Below are 17,814 nucleotides of genomic sequence, written 5' to 3' on the forward strand. Positions count from 1 at the left end.
GCCGGGCTTCGAGGCAGAATTTTTCGCCCGCCGCCGGGAGCTGACATGAATTTTTCTTTCCGCCCGCGCCCCTTGGCGCGCGCCCTTGCTATCAGCCTGCTGGCAGTGCTGCCGCCTGCCGCCTTTGGCGCCGAGGCGGCGCTGCAGGCGCCCGGTGCGGATGCGGACCTGGCCGGGCGGCTGCGCGGCGCCTCCTCTTCGGTGGCCGCCAGCGGTGAAACCAATGTGCAGGAACTGCTGGCGGCGGCTTTGTCGGATTACCGCACACTGGTGCAGGTGCTGTATGATGCGGGTCATTTCTCGCCGGTGGTGAATATCCGCCTGGACGGGCGCGAGGCGGCGGCGATCCAGCCGCTGAATCCGCCAAAGACCGTCAGCAGGGTGGAAATCACCGTGCAGCCCGGCCCGCGGTTCACCTTTGGCACGGCAGAGCTGGCGCCGCTGCCGCAAACCAGCGACGTGGAGATCCCCGCAGGCTTTGCCCCCGGCCAGCCTGCCAGCACCGGAGCGGTCCGCGAGGCGGCGATTGCCGGCGTGCGGGCCTGGCGCCGCAGCGGCCACGCCAAGGCAACGGTGTCGGATCAGAAGATCACCGCCAATCATGTGCAAGCGCGGCTTGATGCACAGCTGCGGCTGGCGCCTGGGCCGCGGCTGCGGTTCGGGCAGTTGCAGGTCACAGGCCAAACCAATGTCCGCGAGGACGCCATCCTCCGGATCGCAGGTTTCCCGGAAGGCGAAGCATTCCACCCCGATCTGGTCTCCAAATCCGCCACCCGGCTGCGCCGCACCGGCACGTTTTCCACCGTTGTCCTGCGCGAGGCCGAACAGCCGAATGCGGACGGCACCCTGGATTTTGTGGCGCGGGTCGAGGAGCTGCCGCCGCGCCGCCTGACCTTCGGGGCCGAGATCAGCTCCTCCGACGGGGTCGAACTGTCGGGCACCTGGATGCACCGCAATCTGTTTGGCGCTGCTGAAAAACTGCGGATCGAAGCCCGGCTCAGCGGCATTGGCAGCAGCAATGACATCGACGGGCGCATTGCAGTGCGGCTGGACCGGCCCGCGGCGCTGGGGCCCGATGACAGCATCTTCTACCTGGCCGAGGCGGAACGGCTGGACGAGGAACACTTCAGTGCCACCCAAGTGCTGGGCGCCATAGGTGCGCGGCGGACGTTTTCAGAAAACTTCTATGCTGAGGCTGCCCTTGGCGTTTCCTCCACCCTGGCAAAGGATGTGTTCGGCAAACGCCGCTTTAAATATCTGAGCGGCCGGGTCCGGGCCGAATATGACGGGCGCGACAGCCGTGTGGACCCCTCAAACGGCTACTTCCTGCAGGGCGGCGCCACACCATTCATCGGCATTGACGGCAACAAATCCGGCTTGCAGATCAAAGGGGACGGGCGGGCCTATTACGGGTTGGGAGCAGATGACCGGATCGTGCTGGCCGGGCGGTTGCAGATGGGGTCCGTGATCGGGCCGTCGCTGAATGAAGTCTCCCCCACCTTGCTGTTCTTCACCGGCGGTGCAGGATCTGTGCGCGGGCATGAATTCCAATCGCTGGGCGTGCCAGTTGGCACCGGCACCGCCGGCGGGCGCAGTTTTCTGGCGCTGTCAGGCGAAGTGCGGGGCAAGGTCACCGGCAAGATTTCCCTGGTCGGGTTCTATGACATCGGCTTTGTCGATGCGGACAGTATTGTTTCCGGCTCTTCCGCACGCCACGCCGGCGCGGGCATTGGCCTGCGCTATGATGTGGCCGGCATCGGTCCGATCCGGCTTGACCTCGCCTATCCGGTGGACGGCGGGACCGAGGACGGGCTGCAATTCTATATCGGGATAGGACAGGCGTTTTGAGACAGTTTCTAGGCCTTGCCCTTGCCCTGGGGCTGACGGTTGCGCCGGCAGCGGCGCAGGACACCTCAACAGATGACGCCGGCGGGCTGCTGGTCGATTTCCTTGAGGATACACTGTCCGGCGACAGCCGTTATATCAGCGTGACGGGTCTTGAGGGGGCGTTCTCCTCGCAGGCCAAGATCAAGAAAATCACGGTGGCGGATGAAAAGGGCATCTGGCTGACCATCGAAGGCGCCGAACTCGACTGGAACCGGCTGGCGCTGCTGCGCGGGCGGTTCTCGGTCAATGAACTGTCGGCAGAACGCATCGCGGTGGCGCGCGCGCCCGAACCGCTGCCGCCGGACCCCGAACTGCCGGAGCCTGAGGCCACGCCTTTTGCCCTGCCTGAGCTGCCGGTTGCGATCGAACTGGGGGAGATCAAGGCGGACCGGATCGAACTGGGCGAGGAACTGGCCGGCTCGGCGGCCAGCCTGTCGGTCGAGGGCTCGCTGATGCTGGCGGACGGGGCGCTGGATACCAAACTGGCAGCCGCCCGGCTTGACAAACCCGGCGATCACTTCCGGCTCGAGGCCGGGTATGCCAACGAGACCCAGCAGATCACCCTGGATCTGGCAGTGGAGGAAAGCCCGGGCGGTCTGATCTCGCGCAGCCTGGATTTGCCGGGCAACCCCGAACTGCAACTGACTGCCAAAGGCAGCGGCCCAGTCAGCGATTTCACTGCGGATATCCGGTTCAGCACCAATGGCGCGGAACGGCTGGCAGGCAAGGTGGTGCTGGCCGCCCAGCCGCTGGCCGAAGACGCCGCCCCTGAGAGCGCGCGCAGCATTGCCTTTACCGCGGATCTTGGCGGCAACATAGACGTGCTGCTGCCGCCGGTGCACCGGCCGTTCTTCGGCCCCGGCCTGCGGCTCAACGTCAAGGGCCTGCGGGCCGGCGACGGCGCGGTGGCGCTGGACACGCTGGTCTTGCGCACCAATGCGCTGCAGGTCACCGGCGCTGCAACGCTGGACGCAAACGGCAAGCTGGACACTGCAAATCTGAAAACCGCAATCACCCCGCCTGCAGGTCAGGCTGCCGTCACCCTTCCCTTCGGCGGCGGCCAAACCACGCTGGGATCAGCGGACCTGCAGTTTAAAAAGACAATCGCGGGCAATTGGACCTTGGACGGGGTGCTGAACCAGCTGAGCCATCCCGGCGCCCTGGTGAACCGGGCCGAGGTTGCGGGCCGCGGCACCCTGGATCAAGACAGCGGCTTTGCACTGGAAGGGCGGCTGTCCGCAGGCCTGAGCGGCTTCCAGCCCCGCGATCCGGCCCTGGCCAAGGCGGCCGGAAATGAAATCCGCTTTGAAGGCACCCTCACCACTGAAGGCCCCGGCACGCTGCAATTCACCGATATGGAGCTGCGCGGCAGCGACTATCAGGCTGCGGGCGGCATGGCTTTCAATGGCCTGGAAGAAGGGCTGAAAATCAGCGCTGACCTGACCGCGGGCCTGGCTGATCTGGCCCGGTTCTCGGATTTGGCTGGGCGCCCGCTGGGCGGCGCGGTGCAGGCAGCGGTCAAAGGCTCCTTTACACCGCTGTCCGGTGCGTTTGACACCAACCTGTCAATGCGGGCCCAGGATCTATCGGCGGGCATTGCCCAGGCGGATGAGCTGCTGGCGGGCACGACCACGCTGGCACTGCAGGCCGCACGGGACGAGAACGGCATCGTGATCGACCGTTTCGAGCTAGCAGGCAGCGCGCTGCAGGCCAGCGCCGCGGGCACGCTCAACAGCGATGCCGGACGGATGGAGATCGGCGCTAAGCTGAACCGGCTGGAGGTGCTGCTGCCGCAAGCGCCCGGCGCGCTGGAGCTGGCCGCCACCCTCACCCGCAATGGCGATACCCTCAGCGGTGTGGCAGAACTGAAAGGCCCGCATACCTCCAGCGCCAAACTGGATGGATCCGTCACCCTGGAGGGCGATGCCGATTTCACCTTTGCCGCCGCCCTGAACGAGCTGGAGCGGTTTGTGCCGCAACTGGCCGGCAAGCTGACCGCCGACGGCACCGCCGCACGCCGCAACGGGGAATGGCAGATTTCGGGCAAGGCTGCCGGTCCCGCCGCCATCGCCGCGGATATCGAAGGCCGCTTTACCGAAAGCAACGGCAGCACCGATCTGCGCTTTGATGCAGCCATCGGCCAGCTGCAGCGGCTGGTCCCCGACCTGCCCGGCCGCCTCGCCGCCAAGGGCACCGCGGCGCGGCGCGACGGCACCTGGACCATCGACAGCACTGCCAGCGGACCCGCCGGCATCGACGGCCGCATAGCCGGCAGCTGGAGCGAGGCCAAAGGCACCGCTGATGTCACCGCCAAGGGCACCCTGCGGCTGGAAGGACTGAACCCGTTCATCGCCCCCAACCTGATGCAGGGGCCTGCGAATTTCGACATGGCCTTGCGGGGTGTTCCGGCCCTGGAAGGTTTGAGCGGCACCATCAGTGTCCCCGGCGCCTCGCTGGCCATTCCGGCAGCAGCGCAGCGGGTGGATGATATCAACGCCACCGTCTCTATCGCCCGCTCCAGCGCGCAGCTTCAGGTCTCGGCCCGCCCGCGCGACGGCGGCACGGTGCGGATCAGCGGCCCGGTCGGGCTGCTGCCGCCGTTCAACGGCAACCTGCAGATCGCGATCGGCGATGTGGTGGTGACCGACAACCTGTCTTATGAAACCCTGCTGAACGGAACTCTGGCGATGTCCGGCGCCATGGCGGGCAGCAACCGGATCGAAGGGCGGATCGATGTGGGGGAAACCAACATCAACCTGAACACCGCCGGCGGCTCGGTCTCTGCCGCGCCGATCCCGCCGATCCGGCATGTTGGCATCCCGCGCGATGTGCACCGGACCCTGGCCCGCGCCGGGCTGACCGGCAGCAACGGCGGCGGCGGCGGCTCTGCCAGGACCGCGCTGGACATCCTGATCAGCGCGCCCTCCAGGATCTTTGCCCGCGGCCGCGGCCTGCGTTCGGAACTGGGCGGCGAAATCCGCCTGCGCGGCACCACCGCACGGCTGTCGCCCTCCGGCCAGATCAGCCTGATCCGCGGCAGCTTTGATATTCTCGGCCGGCGGCTGGAGCTGGATGAAGGCCGGATCACCCTGCTGGGCGATCTGAAACCCTATCTGGAATTCAAATCCACCGCCGCCACCGATCAGGGCACCGCAACGCTGGAAATCTCTGGCCGGGTCGACGCGCCCGAGATCAAGGTGACCTCGGACCCGCCCCGCCCCAGCGAGGAAGCGCTGGCGCTTTTGCTGTTCGGCGACAATATCCAGGACATTTCACCGCTGGCACTGGCCCGCCTGGCCGGGTCGGCGCTGACCCTCAGCGGCCGCGGCGGCGGGGCGCAAAGCAAGCTGCGCGAGGCCACCGGGGCCGATGACGTCGACATCGGCGCTGACAGCCTGGGAGCCGGGCAGCTTGGCCTGGGCGGCTATGTGGCCGAGAACGTCTATACCGATTTCAACGTCAACACCCGCGGCGACAGCGAATTGAGCATCAATCTGGACATGACGGACAGCCTGACAGTGCAAGGCACGGTGGACAGCGAGGGCGAAACCGGCTTTGGCTTGTTTTTCAAGCGCGACTACTGACCGAAGCACCGGCTGCGGGTTTCACACCGCCGCTCCGGCGGCGGCAAGCGCCACCCGTGCCGCCCCGCCGACACCGGCCGCATCATCGGTGATCAGCCGCAAGGGCGTTTCGGCACAGACCGTTCCCAGCCGCCCGCCCGGCGCGGTATAGCTTTCCAGGAAATGCGCCCGCGCGGGGGAGTTCAAAACCCCGCGCGCCACGCTGCCGGCAAAGAACATCCCCTGCCCCGGCAGATAGGCCGCTGTCAGCTCGCGCGCCATCAGGCCCAGCAAATGCGCCCATTCGCACACGGTGCGTGCCTCAGGCGCCTCAGGGTTTGCCAGATAGGCGGCCCCGATCCTTTCCGCACTGCTGGCCGCCGAGCCGGTCAGCGCTTGGTGAAGCCGCACCAGTCCAGCACCCGAGAACAGCATTTCAGTGCTGGCAAAGCCCTCCGCCCCATGATCCAGCAGCCCCTGCAGGCGGCGGTACACGGCCTGCGGCAGGCTGGCGCGGCCAAGTTCGGCCTCCAGCACGGCGCCATTCCGCGCGGCTGAAACGTTGAACCCGGTGCCGATGCCGGCAACCAGTGCCTGGCTGCCGCTGGACCGCCCCGGACGCAGGCAGGACTGCTGTCCCGGGATCAGCGCGGGCAAGGCATGGCACAGGGCTGCAAGGTCGTTAATGATGCCGGCCCGGGCACCTGCCGGCAGCCCCAGTGCGGCGCTTACGCTGTCTGCGTCGCCTTGCCAATTGCGGTTGGTGAGGTGAAACTGCCCGTCCCGGACCGGACCTGCCACGGCCAGGCAGGCCCCCTGCAGGGGCGGAAACCCCGGCTGCGCGCAATACGCCCTCAGCACATCTTCCAAACTGGCGAAACTGTCGTTGGCAAAGCTCTGCAGCGCCGTGACCCCGATGCCAGGAGCCGCCAGGGCCAGCCGGGTCCGGCTGCCGCCCGCATCGCCAGCCAGAACAGTCAGCTCAGCCGCCATGTGCCGCGGTCCTTTCGGGTCATTTTCGTGCCATCAAGACTGCAGCAATCCCGCCGCAATTGCAATTCAACTGCAGAAGTGCAATCGTCCCCTGGCATTTGGACAGATCGCCGAAACGCCGCCATAAAGACCTCCGAAATCAATGGAAACAAAATTGGTTCTGGCCTGCATGACTGTATCCGCCCCCTGGCATTCACTGATGCCGCGTATTGCCGGCAAGGCAACGCGCGTGAAAAAGAAAATGCGGCTGCGGGCATCGATGCGGCACTTGCACGGACCGCGCCGGCAGTATGCGGAAACTGACGATGTGACAGTGGTGACAGTGGTCAAGGACGGGCGGTTTTTCCTGGATGAGTTCTTTGCCCATTACCGGTCAATGGGCATCCGCCACTTTGTCTTTGTCGACAATGGCTCATCTGACGGGACCATCAGGCGAATACAGCAGGAGCCCGGCACGGTTGTCCTGCAGTCTGCATTGCCGACTGCAGAATTCGAACCGGATTTCCGGCGCTATGCAGCTGAACGGTACTGCACCGGAAGATGGTGCCTTTACGCAGACATCGATGAACTGTTTGACTTTGAAGGCCGCGAAGACACCGGTTTGAATTGCCTCATCCGCTATATGAATACGAACGGCTTCACAGCGCTGGCCGCCCAGATGCTTGACCTGTTTCCCGCCGTGACGCTTCGCGAAGCGTCTGACTGGCCTTTTTCCAAAGTGTTGGAAGATTACCGGTATTTCGATCTCGAAGCGATAGAAACAGTGCCCTATCATGAGCACAGCCATCCGCTGACAGCCGGGTTCTCCTATTTCCTGCAACACAACAGCGTTCCCGGAGAGCATATTCAGTTCCTGTTCGGCGGCATCCGCAGCAAGATCTTCGGCGAACAGTGCTGCCTGACCAAACATCCTCTGGTTTTCCTGGAGCCCGGCGTCGAGGCCGGCGTGCACCCCCATTGTTCAGCACGGGTGCGGTGCGCTGATTTCACCGCCTTGCTGCGTCATTATAAATTTTGCAACAGCCCCATCGAACGGGACCGGCAATCCGTGCATGACGGCACTATCCCGCATGGAGCAGACAAATTGCGCCTGGCCGTCCTGGACCAGCAGGACGACCTAACGCTTCACACCCCCCTGGCCCAAGAGTACTCGGGCATCGAAGACCTGTATGACAAAGGGTTTTTGGTCCGCTCCCAAAAATTCTCTGCATTTTCAGCCGTATATGCCGAAGTATGAGCCGCCCATCGGGGCACCGCCCCGTGCCATAGCTGCAGTGGTCATTGGCCGCAACGAGGGAGAACGCCTGATCCGCTGCCTGCGCTCCTTGCAAGGCAAGGCGCAGCCGCTGATCTATGTGGACAGCGGCTCCTGCGATGGTTCGGCGGCGGCTGCGCGGGCACTTGGCGCCCAGGTGGTGGACCTCGACCTCGACCTCGACCGGCCCTTCACTGCAGCGCGGGCACGCAATGCCGGGCTGGCTGCTTTGGCAGAGGGGCCCGAGTTCGTGCAATTCGTGGACGGCGATTGCGAGGTGGACCCGGATTGGATCGCCACCGCAGCAGCCTTCCTGCAGGCGCGGTCCGGGACGGCCGTGGTTTGCGGGCGGCGGCGGGAGCGGTTTCCCGGCGCGTCACTCTACAACCGGCTGTGCGACGCGGAATGGAACACCCCGCTTGGCGAGACCGCGGCCTGCGGCGGCGACGCGCTGATGCGGATTGCGGCGGTCCGTGCTGCGGGCGGTTACCGCGGCAGCCTGATCGCCGGGGAAGAGCCGGAGCTGTGCCTGCGGCTGCGGCGGGACGGCTGGCAGATCTGGCGGATCGATGCGGAAATGACCCTGCATGACGCACAGATGCAGCACTTCGGCCAGTGGTGGCGCCGCAGCCGCCGCGCTGGCCACGCTTTTGCCGAAGGCGCCGCGCTGCATGGGGCCGGGCCGGAACGCCATTGGGTCGCGGAAACCCGGCGTGCGCTGTTTTGGGGGGCTGCGCTGCCAGCGGGCATCATCATGGCCGGCCTGGTGCACCCGCTGCTGCTGCTGGCCGCATTGGTTTACCCGGCACAGTTTCTGCGCCTGGCCCGCCGCATGGGGTATGAGCAAGCGCTGTTCTCCGTCCTTGGGAAATTCGCCGAAGCGGCCGGCGCCGTGGAATTCTACTGGCGCCGCTGGCGCGGCAAGACTCGCGGCATTCTCGAATACAAGTAGCTCTGGTCCCCTTCCGTCAGCGGCCTTGCAAAACCGGGGGGCGGTAGGCGGTGCGCCCGCAAGCGTCAGCGGATACGCCATGCCCTCAGGATCTCGCCGGGCAGGATCGCCAGGCATTTGGCATAGCGCGGCAGCAGCCGCGACGGGCTGGACAGCGCCCGCCACAGCCACTCCATCGCCACCGCCCGCACCCAGGCAGGCGCCCGTTTCTGGTGGCCGCCCAGGAAATCGAGCCCGGCACCGATGGAGGCAAACCCGGTGCGCGGCGACATCCGGCGGCCGCGTTGGGCGAACCGTTCCTGCTTTGGCGCCCCCAGCGCCAGGAAGCACAAACCGATACCGGTCCCCTTAAGGCGGTGCAGGATGTGATCCGCTTCCGGCCCGTCAGGGTCAAACCGGCCCGATGGCGCATGGGTCCAGGCGATGTCCAACCCCGGCACCTGCGGCTCCAAAGCGGCCTTCGCATCTTCCAGCGCCGCATCCGTGCTGCCCACAAGGGCCACCGGAACCCCGGCCTCTGCCGCGAGACGGCACAGCGGCAGCACCATGTCCGAGCCGGGCATCAGCTCCACCGGGCGGCGGGCCAGCCGCGACAGCCAGACAACAGGGCGCCCGTCGGCCACCACCAGATCCTGCGCCTGATAGACAGCCAGAAAGCCCGGGGTCTCCGCCATCTTGACCAGATGGTCCAGATTGACCGTGGCCAGCGCAAATCCCTGACCGGCCCCGAACCGGGCGCGGACTTCCGCTTCCAGCATGGAACGGGTCGGCATGTTCACCGCAACCCGGCGGCCGTGAAATTCGAAATGCAATGCAGCCTCCAACGACAACGCCGCCCTCTCATACCGGCGGCGCGGCGGCCAGGCCAGCGGCCGCGCACCTGCCGCAGCCTGAGCGTGGCATAGCTGCACGCTGTTTACCTGTTCTTGCAAATCCGCGCGACAGGGCCGCCATCAACAGGTAAACTTTGACGCAAATACCGGGGAATTGAGGGAGAACGCGGGCATTGCCCAACTCTGTGGCCTATCTGATGCTGATGGCCTGGCCGCTGGTCAGCCTGATCCTGTTCCGGCGCCTGCCGCTGGAACGGGCGATCCTGTGGTGCCTCATTGCTGGCTATCTGCTGCTGCCGCCGCTGGCTGAGTTCGACCTGCCGCTGGTGCCGGATATGGACAAATTTGCCATTCCATCGGTGATGGCGTTCCTGCTGTGCCTGCTGCTGCTGCGCAGGCCGGTGCCGCTGCTGCCGCGGCACCCGGCGGCGCGGGTGCTGACGCTTTTCTTTGTGTTCGGCGTCATCCCCACGGTGCTGACCAATGGCGAGCCGATCCTGTTCCGCAGAATCGCCAATTCCGATCCGATTGTCTTTCTGACCGATCAGCTGCCGGGGCTGCGCTGGCGCGACCTTGGATCCGTGATCATCAACCAGATGATCGTGCTGATCCCGTTCCTGCTGGCGCGCCGTTACCTCTCCACCCCCGGTGCCCAGCGCGAATTGCTGCTGGCGCTGATGATCGGCGGGCTGGCCTACACGGTCCCGTCGCTGATCGAGATCCGTCTCAGCCCGCAGATCAATATCTGGGTCTACGGCTTTTTCCAGCATGACTTCAGCCAGATGATGCGCCAGGGCGGCTTCCGCCCCATTGTATTCCTGCCCCACGCGCTGTGGCTGGCGTTCTTCATGCTGTCGGCGCTGCTGGCTGCCACGGCCCTCGCCCGCGCGGAGGCTTCCGGCCAAAGGCTGCGCCTGATGCTGGCGGCGGTGTACCTGTTTGCCGTGCTGGTGCTCTGCAAAAGCCTCGCCTCGCTGGCCTATGCGCTGGCCTTTACGCCTGTGGTGGCGCTGGCGCCCTTGCGATGGCAGCTGCGGGCGGCCCTGCTGCTGGCGCTGATTGCAGCGGTCTATCCGATCCTGCGCAACACCGGGCTGGTGCCGACCGAAGCGCTGGTGGCGCAGGCCGATGCAATCAGCGCCGAGCGGGCGCAGTCGCTGAACTACCGGTTTGAAAACGAAACCCGATTGCTGGCACGCGCCGCCGAAAAGCCCTGGTTCGGCTGGGGCGGCTGGGGCCGCAGCCTGGTGCGCCACGCCGAGACCGGGCAGATCCTGTCGGTCCCCGACGGACGCTGGATCATCGTGTTCGGCACCTTCGGCTGGCTGGGCTATATTGCCGAGATGGGCTTGCTGGCAGCTCCGCTGGTTCTGCTGGCACAGGCCGCGCGGCACGCGCCGCAGGGCAGTGTCTCGCCGTTTGCCGCGCCGATTGCCCTCATCCTTGCTGCAACCATGGTGGATATGCTGCTCAACGCGACCCTGATCCCGATCACCTGGATGTGCGCCGGGTCGGTGCTGGGCTACGCCGAACGATTGCTCTACCCGGGCTTGTTCAGCAGGAAACCTGCCCTGTTTGGCGGGGCGCAGGCGCTGCTGCCCGACACCGCCGTGCCGGAGAGGCGAAGCCTTCTGTGATGCCGCAATTTTTCCGCTTTTCAGGCTCAATTCAACACAATGCGTCCACAGGACAGCCCTATGGATTGACGAAAGTAAACAGATTGAAACCGGGTTGCGGCACAGATGGGGATCTTGTGCTGCCGGACCGGGGCAACCAGCCGGGGAAAACTCCGGCAGCATAAACCAACGCCCGGCGGGCGCCTGCCAGTTCTGCAATGCAGCCTGGCATCGCTGTGCCAGGCTGTTTTAAGGGACCAGTGGGTCAGGTATTGGCGATGCAGGATGGAAAACCCGCAGCGGGGGGCGCAGCCGGAGATATAGCAATTGTCGGGTTGTCGGTGACAGTCCCCGGCGCAAATTCGGCCGAGTTGTTCTGGCAGAACTTGCGCGGCGGCATTGAATCGATTGCGGTTCTGGACCGGGACACCCTGCTGGCAAACGGCGAGCGGCCCTCGGTTCTGGCCGACCCGGACTATGTGCCTGCCTCTGCCAGGCTGCAGGGGTTTGATGAATTCGACGCGGAATTCTTTGGCTTCAGCCCCAAGGAAGCCGCCATTCTCGACCCGCAGCACCGCAAGTTCCTCGAGGTCGCCTGGGGCGCGATGGAAAACGCGGGCCATCCGCCCGAAAGCCTGCAAGGCCCGATAGGCGTCTACGCGGGCTGCGGCATGGGCAGCTATTTCTATTTCAACATCTGCTCGAACCCCGGTCTGGTGGACGACGTGGGCATGTTCCTGCTGCGCCACACCGGCAACGACAAGGACTTCCTGTCGACCCGTGTCAGCCATGTCTTCGACCTGAAGGGGCCGTCCGTGAACGTGCAGACCGCCTGCTCCACCTCGCTGGTTGCGGTGCATTACGCCTGCAAGGCCCTGCGCGAGGGCGAGTGCGATATGGCGCTGGCCGGCGGTGTCACCATCGAGCTGCCGCAGGGCCGCGGCTATCTCTACAAAGAAAACGAGATCCTCTCGCCCGACGGCCATTGCCACGCCTTTGACCACCGGGCGCAAGGCACTGTCTTCGGCTCCGGCGCCGGCGCGGTGGCGCTGCGGCGGCTGGAGGATGCCATCGCCGATGGCGACCACATCTGGGCGGTGATCAAGGGTTCGGCGATCAACAACGACGGCGCCGATAAGGCCGGTTACCTGGCGCCCTCGGTTGGCGGCCAGTCGGCAGCGGTGCAAAAGGCGCTGGAGGCTGCCGGCACCCCGGCGGAGACCATCGATTATGTCGAATGCCACGGCACCGGCACCTACCTCGGCGACCCGATCGAGGTCACAGCCCTGACCGATGCCTACCGGGCGACGACCAGCGGCACCGGCTTTTGCCGCATCGGCTCGGTCAAGACCAATATCGGCCATCTGGACACCGCAGCCGGCGTGGCCAGCCTGACCAAAACGGCGCTCGCCCTGCACCACAGGGAAATCCCGCCCTCGCTGGGCTATGAGGCGCCGAACCCGGCGATTGATTTCGACGGCTCGCCGTTCCGTGTGAACACCGCCCTCACGCCCTGGACGCCGCACAAGGGGCCGCGCCGGGCCGGCGTCAACGCACTGGGTGTCGGCGGCACCAACGCCCATGTGATCCTGGAAGAGGCGCCGGAGCGCGCGGCCTCGGAAGACAGCGATTTTCCGTTCCAGATCCTTTGCGTTTCCGGACAGTCGAGGGCCGCACTGGACGCCAATACCCAGGCACTGGCGGAATATCTGAAGGCCAACCCGAAGGCTGATCTTGCCGATGTGGCTTTCACCTTGAAGGAGGGCCGCCGCGGCTTTGCCAAACGGCGCGTTCTGGTGGCGGAAACCCCTGCCGAAGCCGCTGAAATCCTGACAGAAAACGACCCGCGCAGGGTCTTTACCCACGACCGCCTCGGCGACGCGCCGGAGGTGGTCTTCATGTTCCCCGGCGGCGGCGCGCAATACGCGGGCATGGCGCGCGATCTTTACGAAACCGAGCCGGTCTTTGCCGACTGGATGGACCGCGGGCTCGATCACCTGCAACAAAGCCTCGACTACGATATACGCGCCATCTGGCTGCCCGAAAACGGTGACGCAGAGGACGCCGACGCCAAGCTGCAGCAGCCTTCGGTGCAACTGCCGTTGATCATGATCGTCGAATATGCGCTGGCGCAGCTGTGGATCAGCTGGGGCGTGAAACCCGCCGCCATGGTCGGCCATTCAATGGGCGAGAACACCGCCGCCTGTCTGGCCGGCGTAATGCGTTTCGAGGACTGCATCGACCTGGTCCTGCTGCGCGGGCAGCTGTTCGACACCGTGCCTGCGGGCGGCATGCTGTCCATCGCCCTGCCGCTGGCAGAGGTCGAGTCCCTGATCACTGACGATCTGGATATTGCCAGCGTCAACGCCCCCGCGCTGACCGCCGTATCCGGCCCGCAAGACGCGCTGGACCGGTTGGCCGCCGATCTGACCGCGCGCGAGGTGGAGCATCAGCGCATCCAGATCGACATTGCCGCCCATTCGCGGATGCTGGACGGCATCCTGCAGCAATATGGCGATTTCATCCGCACCCTGCCCCTGTCCGCCCCGAAATTGCCGGTGATCTCCAACCGCACCGGCACCGCGTTGACCGCAGAACAGGCCGCCAGCGCCGATTACTGGGTCGGCCAGCTGCGCAATACGGTGCGCTATGCCGACTGCATCGATACCCTCGCCAGAACCCCGGGCCGGGTGTTCCTTGAGGTCGGCCCCGGCAAGGCGCTCAGCGCGCTGGCGCAAATGTCGCCCGCGGTTCAGCCGGGCCAGGTGCTCAGCTCGCTGCGCCATCCGGATCAGCAGGCGATGGACGACAGCTACTTCTTCGGCGTCATCGGCCGGCTTTGGGCCTGCGGGGTCGAGGCCGACTGGCAGCAGATCTGGGGCGGGGCACGGCGCAACCGCCTGCCCCTGCCCGGCTATGCCTTCCAGCGCAGCCGCTATTTCATCGAACCCGGCAAACCCGCAATCGAGGAAGACACGCCCCCGGCCCGGCATGAAAACCTGGCTGATTGGGGCTACCGGCCCGCCTGGCGGCCCAGATTCGCCGATTGCAGCCTGGACGTGGCGCAAGAGCTGCACCAGGAGCAGCACAATTGGCTGATATTCGAGGATGAAACAGGCCACGCCGCCCGCGCTGCGCAGCAGTTGCAGGCCGCCGGCCACAGCGTTGCCCGCGTCCGCGCCGGCGACACTTATGCGCAGCTGTCCCCGACCTCTTATGTCCTGCCCACCGAGCAGGGCCGCGCCGTCTACGGCGCGCTGCTGGCGGATCTGGCCGAAGCCGGGCTGCTGCCGGACCGCATCGCCCATTTCTGGCTGGTGACCGAGGGCGAAAGCTTCCGCCCCGGCTCCTCCTTCTTTGACCGCAACCTCGAAATGGGCTTTCATTCCCTCACCGCATTGGCGCAGGAACTGGGCAACGCCGATCTGCCCGGCCCTGTGCATCTCAGCGTTTTCACCACCGGAGCAGCGCAGGTGCGCACCGAGGCATTGCCCTGCCCTGAAAAAGCGATGATAGCAGGCCCCGCCGGCGTGATCCCGCGGGAGCTGCCGGGGCTGACCTGCGCCACCGTCGACATTGAACTGCCAGTAAAACCGCAAGGACGGTTTGCGTTCCGGAAACCGGCTGCGGAGGCGGACATCACCCTCCGTCTGCTGGAAGAACTGATGGCGGACCCCGCGAACACCGCCGCCGCCTGGCGCGGCGAAAAGCGGTATGAACTGGCCTGGCGCCCGCAGCCGCTGCCCGAACCGCAAATACCGCCGTTCACCGAAGGCGGCCACTATCTGATCACCGGCGGTTATGGCGGTATCGGATTGACCATCGCAGAGTATCTGATGCGGGACTACGGCGCCAAGATCTCGCTGATCTCCCGCGAAGGTCTGCCGCCGCGCGACACATGGGAGCGCTGCCTGCGCGACCACAGCCCGGCCAACCGCACCGCCCGGCGCATCCGCGCGGTGCTGGCGCTGGAAACCTCAGGCAAAGGCAAGGTGCTGGCGCTGGCCGCCGACGTCTGCAACAGCAGCGAGCTGCGCAGCGCCCGTGAGCAGGCCGAAGCCGCCTTTGGGCCTGTGACCGGCGTGATCCATAGTGCCGGCGTGATCGATGACGGCCCGCTCTTGGCCAAGACCGAGGAACAGATCGCCCGGGTGCTTGCGCCCAAGGTCAGCGGCCTGCGGGCGCTGGAAACTGTGTTCCCGGATGGCAGTCTGGAGCTGATGGTGCTGTTTTCCTCCTCCTCCGCCGTGACCCGGCCGGCAGGCCAGGTGGATTACATCGCAGCCAATGAATTCCTGAACGCCTGGGCCAAGCACCGCGCCGGCGGCCGCACCCGCGTGATGGCGGTCGATTGGGGCGTGTGGTCCGATACCGGCATGGCCGCCGACGCCATGGCCAGCCGCAACGGCGCCACGGCTGCCGTCCCTAGGGAACCCTGCCCCCAGCCGCTGTTGCAGGAACGCGGGTCCGACACAGCAGGCAACCGCATCTTCACACCGCGTTTTGCGGCCGCTGATTGGCTGCTGGACGAACACCGGACCGCCGATGGCACCGCCCTGATGCCCGGCACCGGCTACATCGAATTGGCAGCCGAGGCGCTGGCGGAAGCCGGCATCGGTACGCCGTTCGAAATCCGCGACCTCTACTTCATGCGCCCTATGGTTGCGTCCGGACTGCAGCCGCAGAATATCCTGGCAAAGATTAAAGCTTATGAAAATGGTTATGAACTGTTTGTTTACTCAAGGTGTACAAATGGTTACTTTCTGAATTGTCAGGCTATGCTGGCCTCCGCGGCGGTGGCAGAACGCCCCGTCGCACTCAACCTCCAGACTATTTCCACCCGATGCCCGGAGGAGCAGGCGCCGATCGACGGGCGCCTGCGCTCCGCGCAGGAAGCGCATCTGCAGTTCGGCCCGCGCTGGCATGTGCTGAACCGCGCGGCCTTGGGCAACGGCGAAGGGCTCGCCTCTCTTTCCCTCCCGGACATCGCAGCGCAGGATGGCTGTCTGCTGCATCCCGGCCTGCTGGACCTGGCCACCGGCTGGGCCATTGGGCTGATCCCCGGCTATGACGCCAGCGCGCTTTGGGTTCCGGTCTCCTACCGGCTGATCCGGGTGTTCGCGCCCCTCACCTCCAGCATCTGCAGCCATGTGCGACTGGCGGATGCGCCGGATGCAAGCTCTGCCGATTTTGATATTACGCTGACCGATCCGGATGGCGCAGTTCTGGTCCGGATCGAAGGCTTCCGGATGCAGCGCCTGGCCGCCGGGTTCGACGCCGCAGCGGCCACGGAACAGGCGGACGCCACCGCCGCTGATCTGGGCCTGGAACCCGCCGCCGGCACCCAGCCCCTGTCGGCCGGGGAACGGCGCCTGCAGCTGAACATCTCCAACGGCATCAAAGCCGCAGAAGGCGGCGGCGCCCTGGCCCGCGCCCTGGCCACCGGCCTGCCGCAGGTGGTGGTATCCTCGCTGGAGCTGCCCGCGCTGATCGCACAGGCAGGGCAGACAGCCGCCGCCGCTGAGGACGCGCAGACCTTTGAACGCCCGCAGCTCGACACCGATTATATCGCCCCCCGCAACCAGGTGGAGGAGGACCTGGCCAGCCTCTTTGCCGCCCTCCTCGGGGTGTCGCAAGTCGGGATCGAGGACAGTTTCTTTGACCTGGGCGGCCATTCCCTGATTGCGGTGCGGCTGTTTGCCCAGATCAAACGCGGCTTTGGCGTGGAATTTCCCCTTTCGGTGCTGTTCGAGGCCCCCAGCGTCGCCGCACTGGCAGAGCGGATCATCAGCCGCACCGGCGGCGGGGTGGCCGTGGAACCGGGAAAACCCGCCGCCGCTGCCGGAGACAATCCGCAGTTCACCCATCTGGTGCAGCTGCATCCGGGCGACGGCACCGGACGGCGGCCGTTCTTTCTGGTCGCGGGCATGTTCGGCAACGTGCTGAACCTGCGCCAGTTGGCCCTGCTGGTGGGCAAGGACCGCCCGGTCTATGGCCTGCAGGCCAAGGGGCTGGTCGGCAATGGCGCCCCGCATGACCGGATCGCGGACGCGGCAGAAAGCTGCCTGGATGAAATCCGCCGGATCCAGCCCGACGGCCCTTATCTGCTGGGCGGCTTCTCCGGCGGCGGCATCACCGCCTATGAGATGGCGCAGCAGCTGAAGGATCAGGGCCAGGACACCGCCGCGCTGATCCTGCTGGACACGCCCTTGCCGGTGCGCCCGCCGCTCAGCCGCCGCGACAAGGCGCTGATCAAACTGGCCGAGCTGCGCAGCAAGGGGGCCGGCTATTTTGGCGAATGGGCCAAAGCCCGCATCGCCTGGGAGTTTGAGAAACGCCGCGCCGCGCCGGTTGAGCCCGGCGCCCGGCCCGATTTCAACAACCGCAAGATCGAGCTGGCCTTCCGCACCGCCGTCGAAACCTATGCGCTCAGGCCCTGGAGCGGTCCGCTGACGCTGTTCCGCCCGCCGCTCGACCGCAAATGGCAGGTCAGCGGCGGCAACTGGGTCAGCGCAGCCCGGGAATATGTGTTTGATGACAACGACTGGACCCGCTGGGCCGCGCAGGCAGAGGTGGCCGAAGTGCCGGGCGATCATGACAGCATGGTGCTGGTGCCGAATGTCAGCGTGCTGGCCGCAGGCATCAAAACCCGGCTCGACGCCGCGGATGCAGCGGCAGCCCGGCCCCGTTTCGCCGCAGCCGCGGAGTGACCCGC

At 66.0% G+C, this 17,814-nt stretch carries 8 protein-coding genes; 6 read left to right on the plus strand and 2 right to left on the minus strand.

The features are described from left to right. Positions 1–45 precede the first annotated feature (45 nt). Both METH_RS13485 and METH_RS13490 read left to right on the plus strand, forming a co-directional pair. Complete coding sequence (locus METH_RS13485; protein WP_024091035.1) at positions 46–1,848, plus strand: autotransporter assembly complex protein TamA; 1,803 nt, start codon at positions 46–48, stop codon at positions 1,846–1,848. Continuing rightward, positions 1,845–5,471, plus strand: a complete 3,627-nt coding sequence (locus tag METH_RS13490; RefSeq protein WP_024091036.1) for a translocation/assembly module TamB domain-containing protein — start codon at positions 1,845–1,847, stop codon at positions 5,469–5,471. Before METH_RS13485 ends, METH_RS13490 begins: the two co-directional genes overlap by 4 nt. Before the next feature lie 21 nt (positions 5,472–5,492). Here METH_RS13490 and METH_RS13495 read toward each other — a convergent pair whose 3' ends face one another. Continuing rightward, complete coding sequence (locus METH_RS13495) at positions 5,493–6,443, minus strand: glucokinase (protein ID WP_024091037.1); 951 nt, start codon at positions 6,441–6,443, stop codon at positions 5,493–5,495. Between the two features lie 259 nt (positions 6,444–6,702). Here METH_RS13495 and METH_RS13500 point away from each other — a divergent pair, with 259 nt between their 5' ends. Both METH_RS13500 and METH_RS13505 read left to right on the plus strand, forming a co-directional pair. Further along, positions 6,703–7,680 carry a glycosyltransferase family 2 protein gene (locus METH_RS13500; RefSeq protein ID WP_281173426.1) on the plus strand — a complete coding sequence of 326 codons (978 nt, stop codon included), beginning with the start codon at positions 6,703–6,705 and terminating at the stop codon, positions 7,678–7,680. Next, complete coding sequence (locus METH_RS13505; RefSeq protein WP_044008430.1) at positions 7,667–8,650, plus strand: glycosyltransferase family 2 protein; 984 nt, start codon at positions 7,667–7,669, stop codon at positions 8,648–8,650. The genes METH_RS13500 and METH_RS13505 overlap by 14 nt, the downstream gene beginning before the upstream one ends. Positions 8,651–8,715: 65 nt before the next feature. Here the strand turns inward: METH_RS13505 and METH_RS13510 are convergent, their stop codons facing one another. After that, the gene (locus METH_RS13510) at positions 8,716–9,462 is read right to left on the minus strand and encodes a WecB/TagA/CpsF family glycosyltransferase (protein ID WP_024091040.1); all 747 of its coding nucleotides are present in this window, start codon (positions 9,460–9,462) and stop codon (positions 8,716–8,718) included. 194 nt (positions 9,463–9,656) lie between these two features. Here METH_RS13510 and METH_RS13515 point away from each other — a divergent pair, with 194 nt between their 5' ends. Together METH_RS13515 and METH_RS13520 are read left to right on the plus strand one after the other, a co-directional pair. After that, positions 9,657–11,120, plus strand: coding sequence for a membrane protein (locus tag METH_RS13515; protein WP_024091041.1), 1,464 nt, complete (start codon positions 9,657–9,659; stop codon positions 11,118–11,120). A 257-nt stretch (positions 11,121–11,377) separates the two neighbouring features. Next, the gene (locus tag METH_RS13520) at positions 11,378–17,809 is read left to right on the plus strand and encodes a type I polyketide synthase (RefSeq protein ID WP_024091042.1); all 6,432 of its coding nucleotides are present in this window, start codon (positions 11,378–11,380) and stop codon (positions 17,807–17,809) included. The last annotated feature ends 5 nt before the right edge of the window (positions 17,810–17,814 follow it).

Origin of the sequence: Leisingera methylohalidivorans DSM 14336 (assembly GCF_000511355.1) — a bacterium.
Classification (GTDB): Bacteria; Pseudomonadota; Alphaproteobacteria; order Rhodobacterales; family Rhodobacteraceae; genus Leisingera; species Leisingera methylohalidivorans.

Excerpts from the sequence above, each read along its gene's own strand:
- METH_RS13485 (WP_024091035.1), top strand. The coding sequence starts at position 46 with ATGAATTTTTCTTTCCGCCCGCGCCCCTTGGCGCGCGCCCTTGCTATC.
- METH_RS13495 (WP_024091037.1), bottom strand. The coding sequence starts at position 6,443 with ATGGCGGCTGAGCTGACTGTTCTGGCTGGCGATGCGGGCGGCAGCCGG.
- METH_RS13500 (WP_281173426.1), top strand. The coding sequence starts at position 6,703 with ATGCGGCACTTGCACGGACCGCGCCGGCAGTATGCGGAAACTGACGAT.
- METH_RS13505 (WP_044008430.1), top strand. The coding sequence starts at position 7,667 with ATGCCGAAGTATGAGCCGCCCATCGGGGCACCGCCCCGTGCCATAGCT.
- METH_RS13520 (WP_024091042.1), top strand. The coding sequence starts at position 11,378 with ATGCAGGATGGAAAACCCGCAGCGGGGGGCGCAGCCGGAGATATAGCA.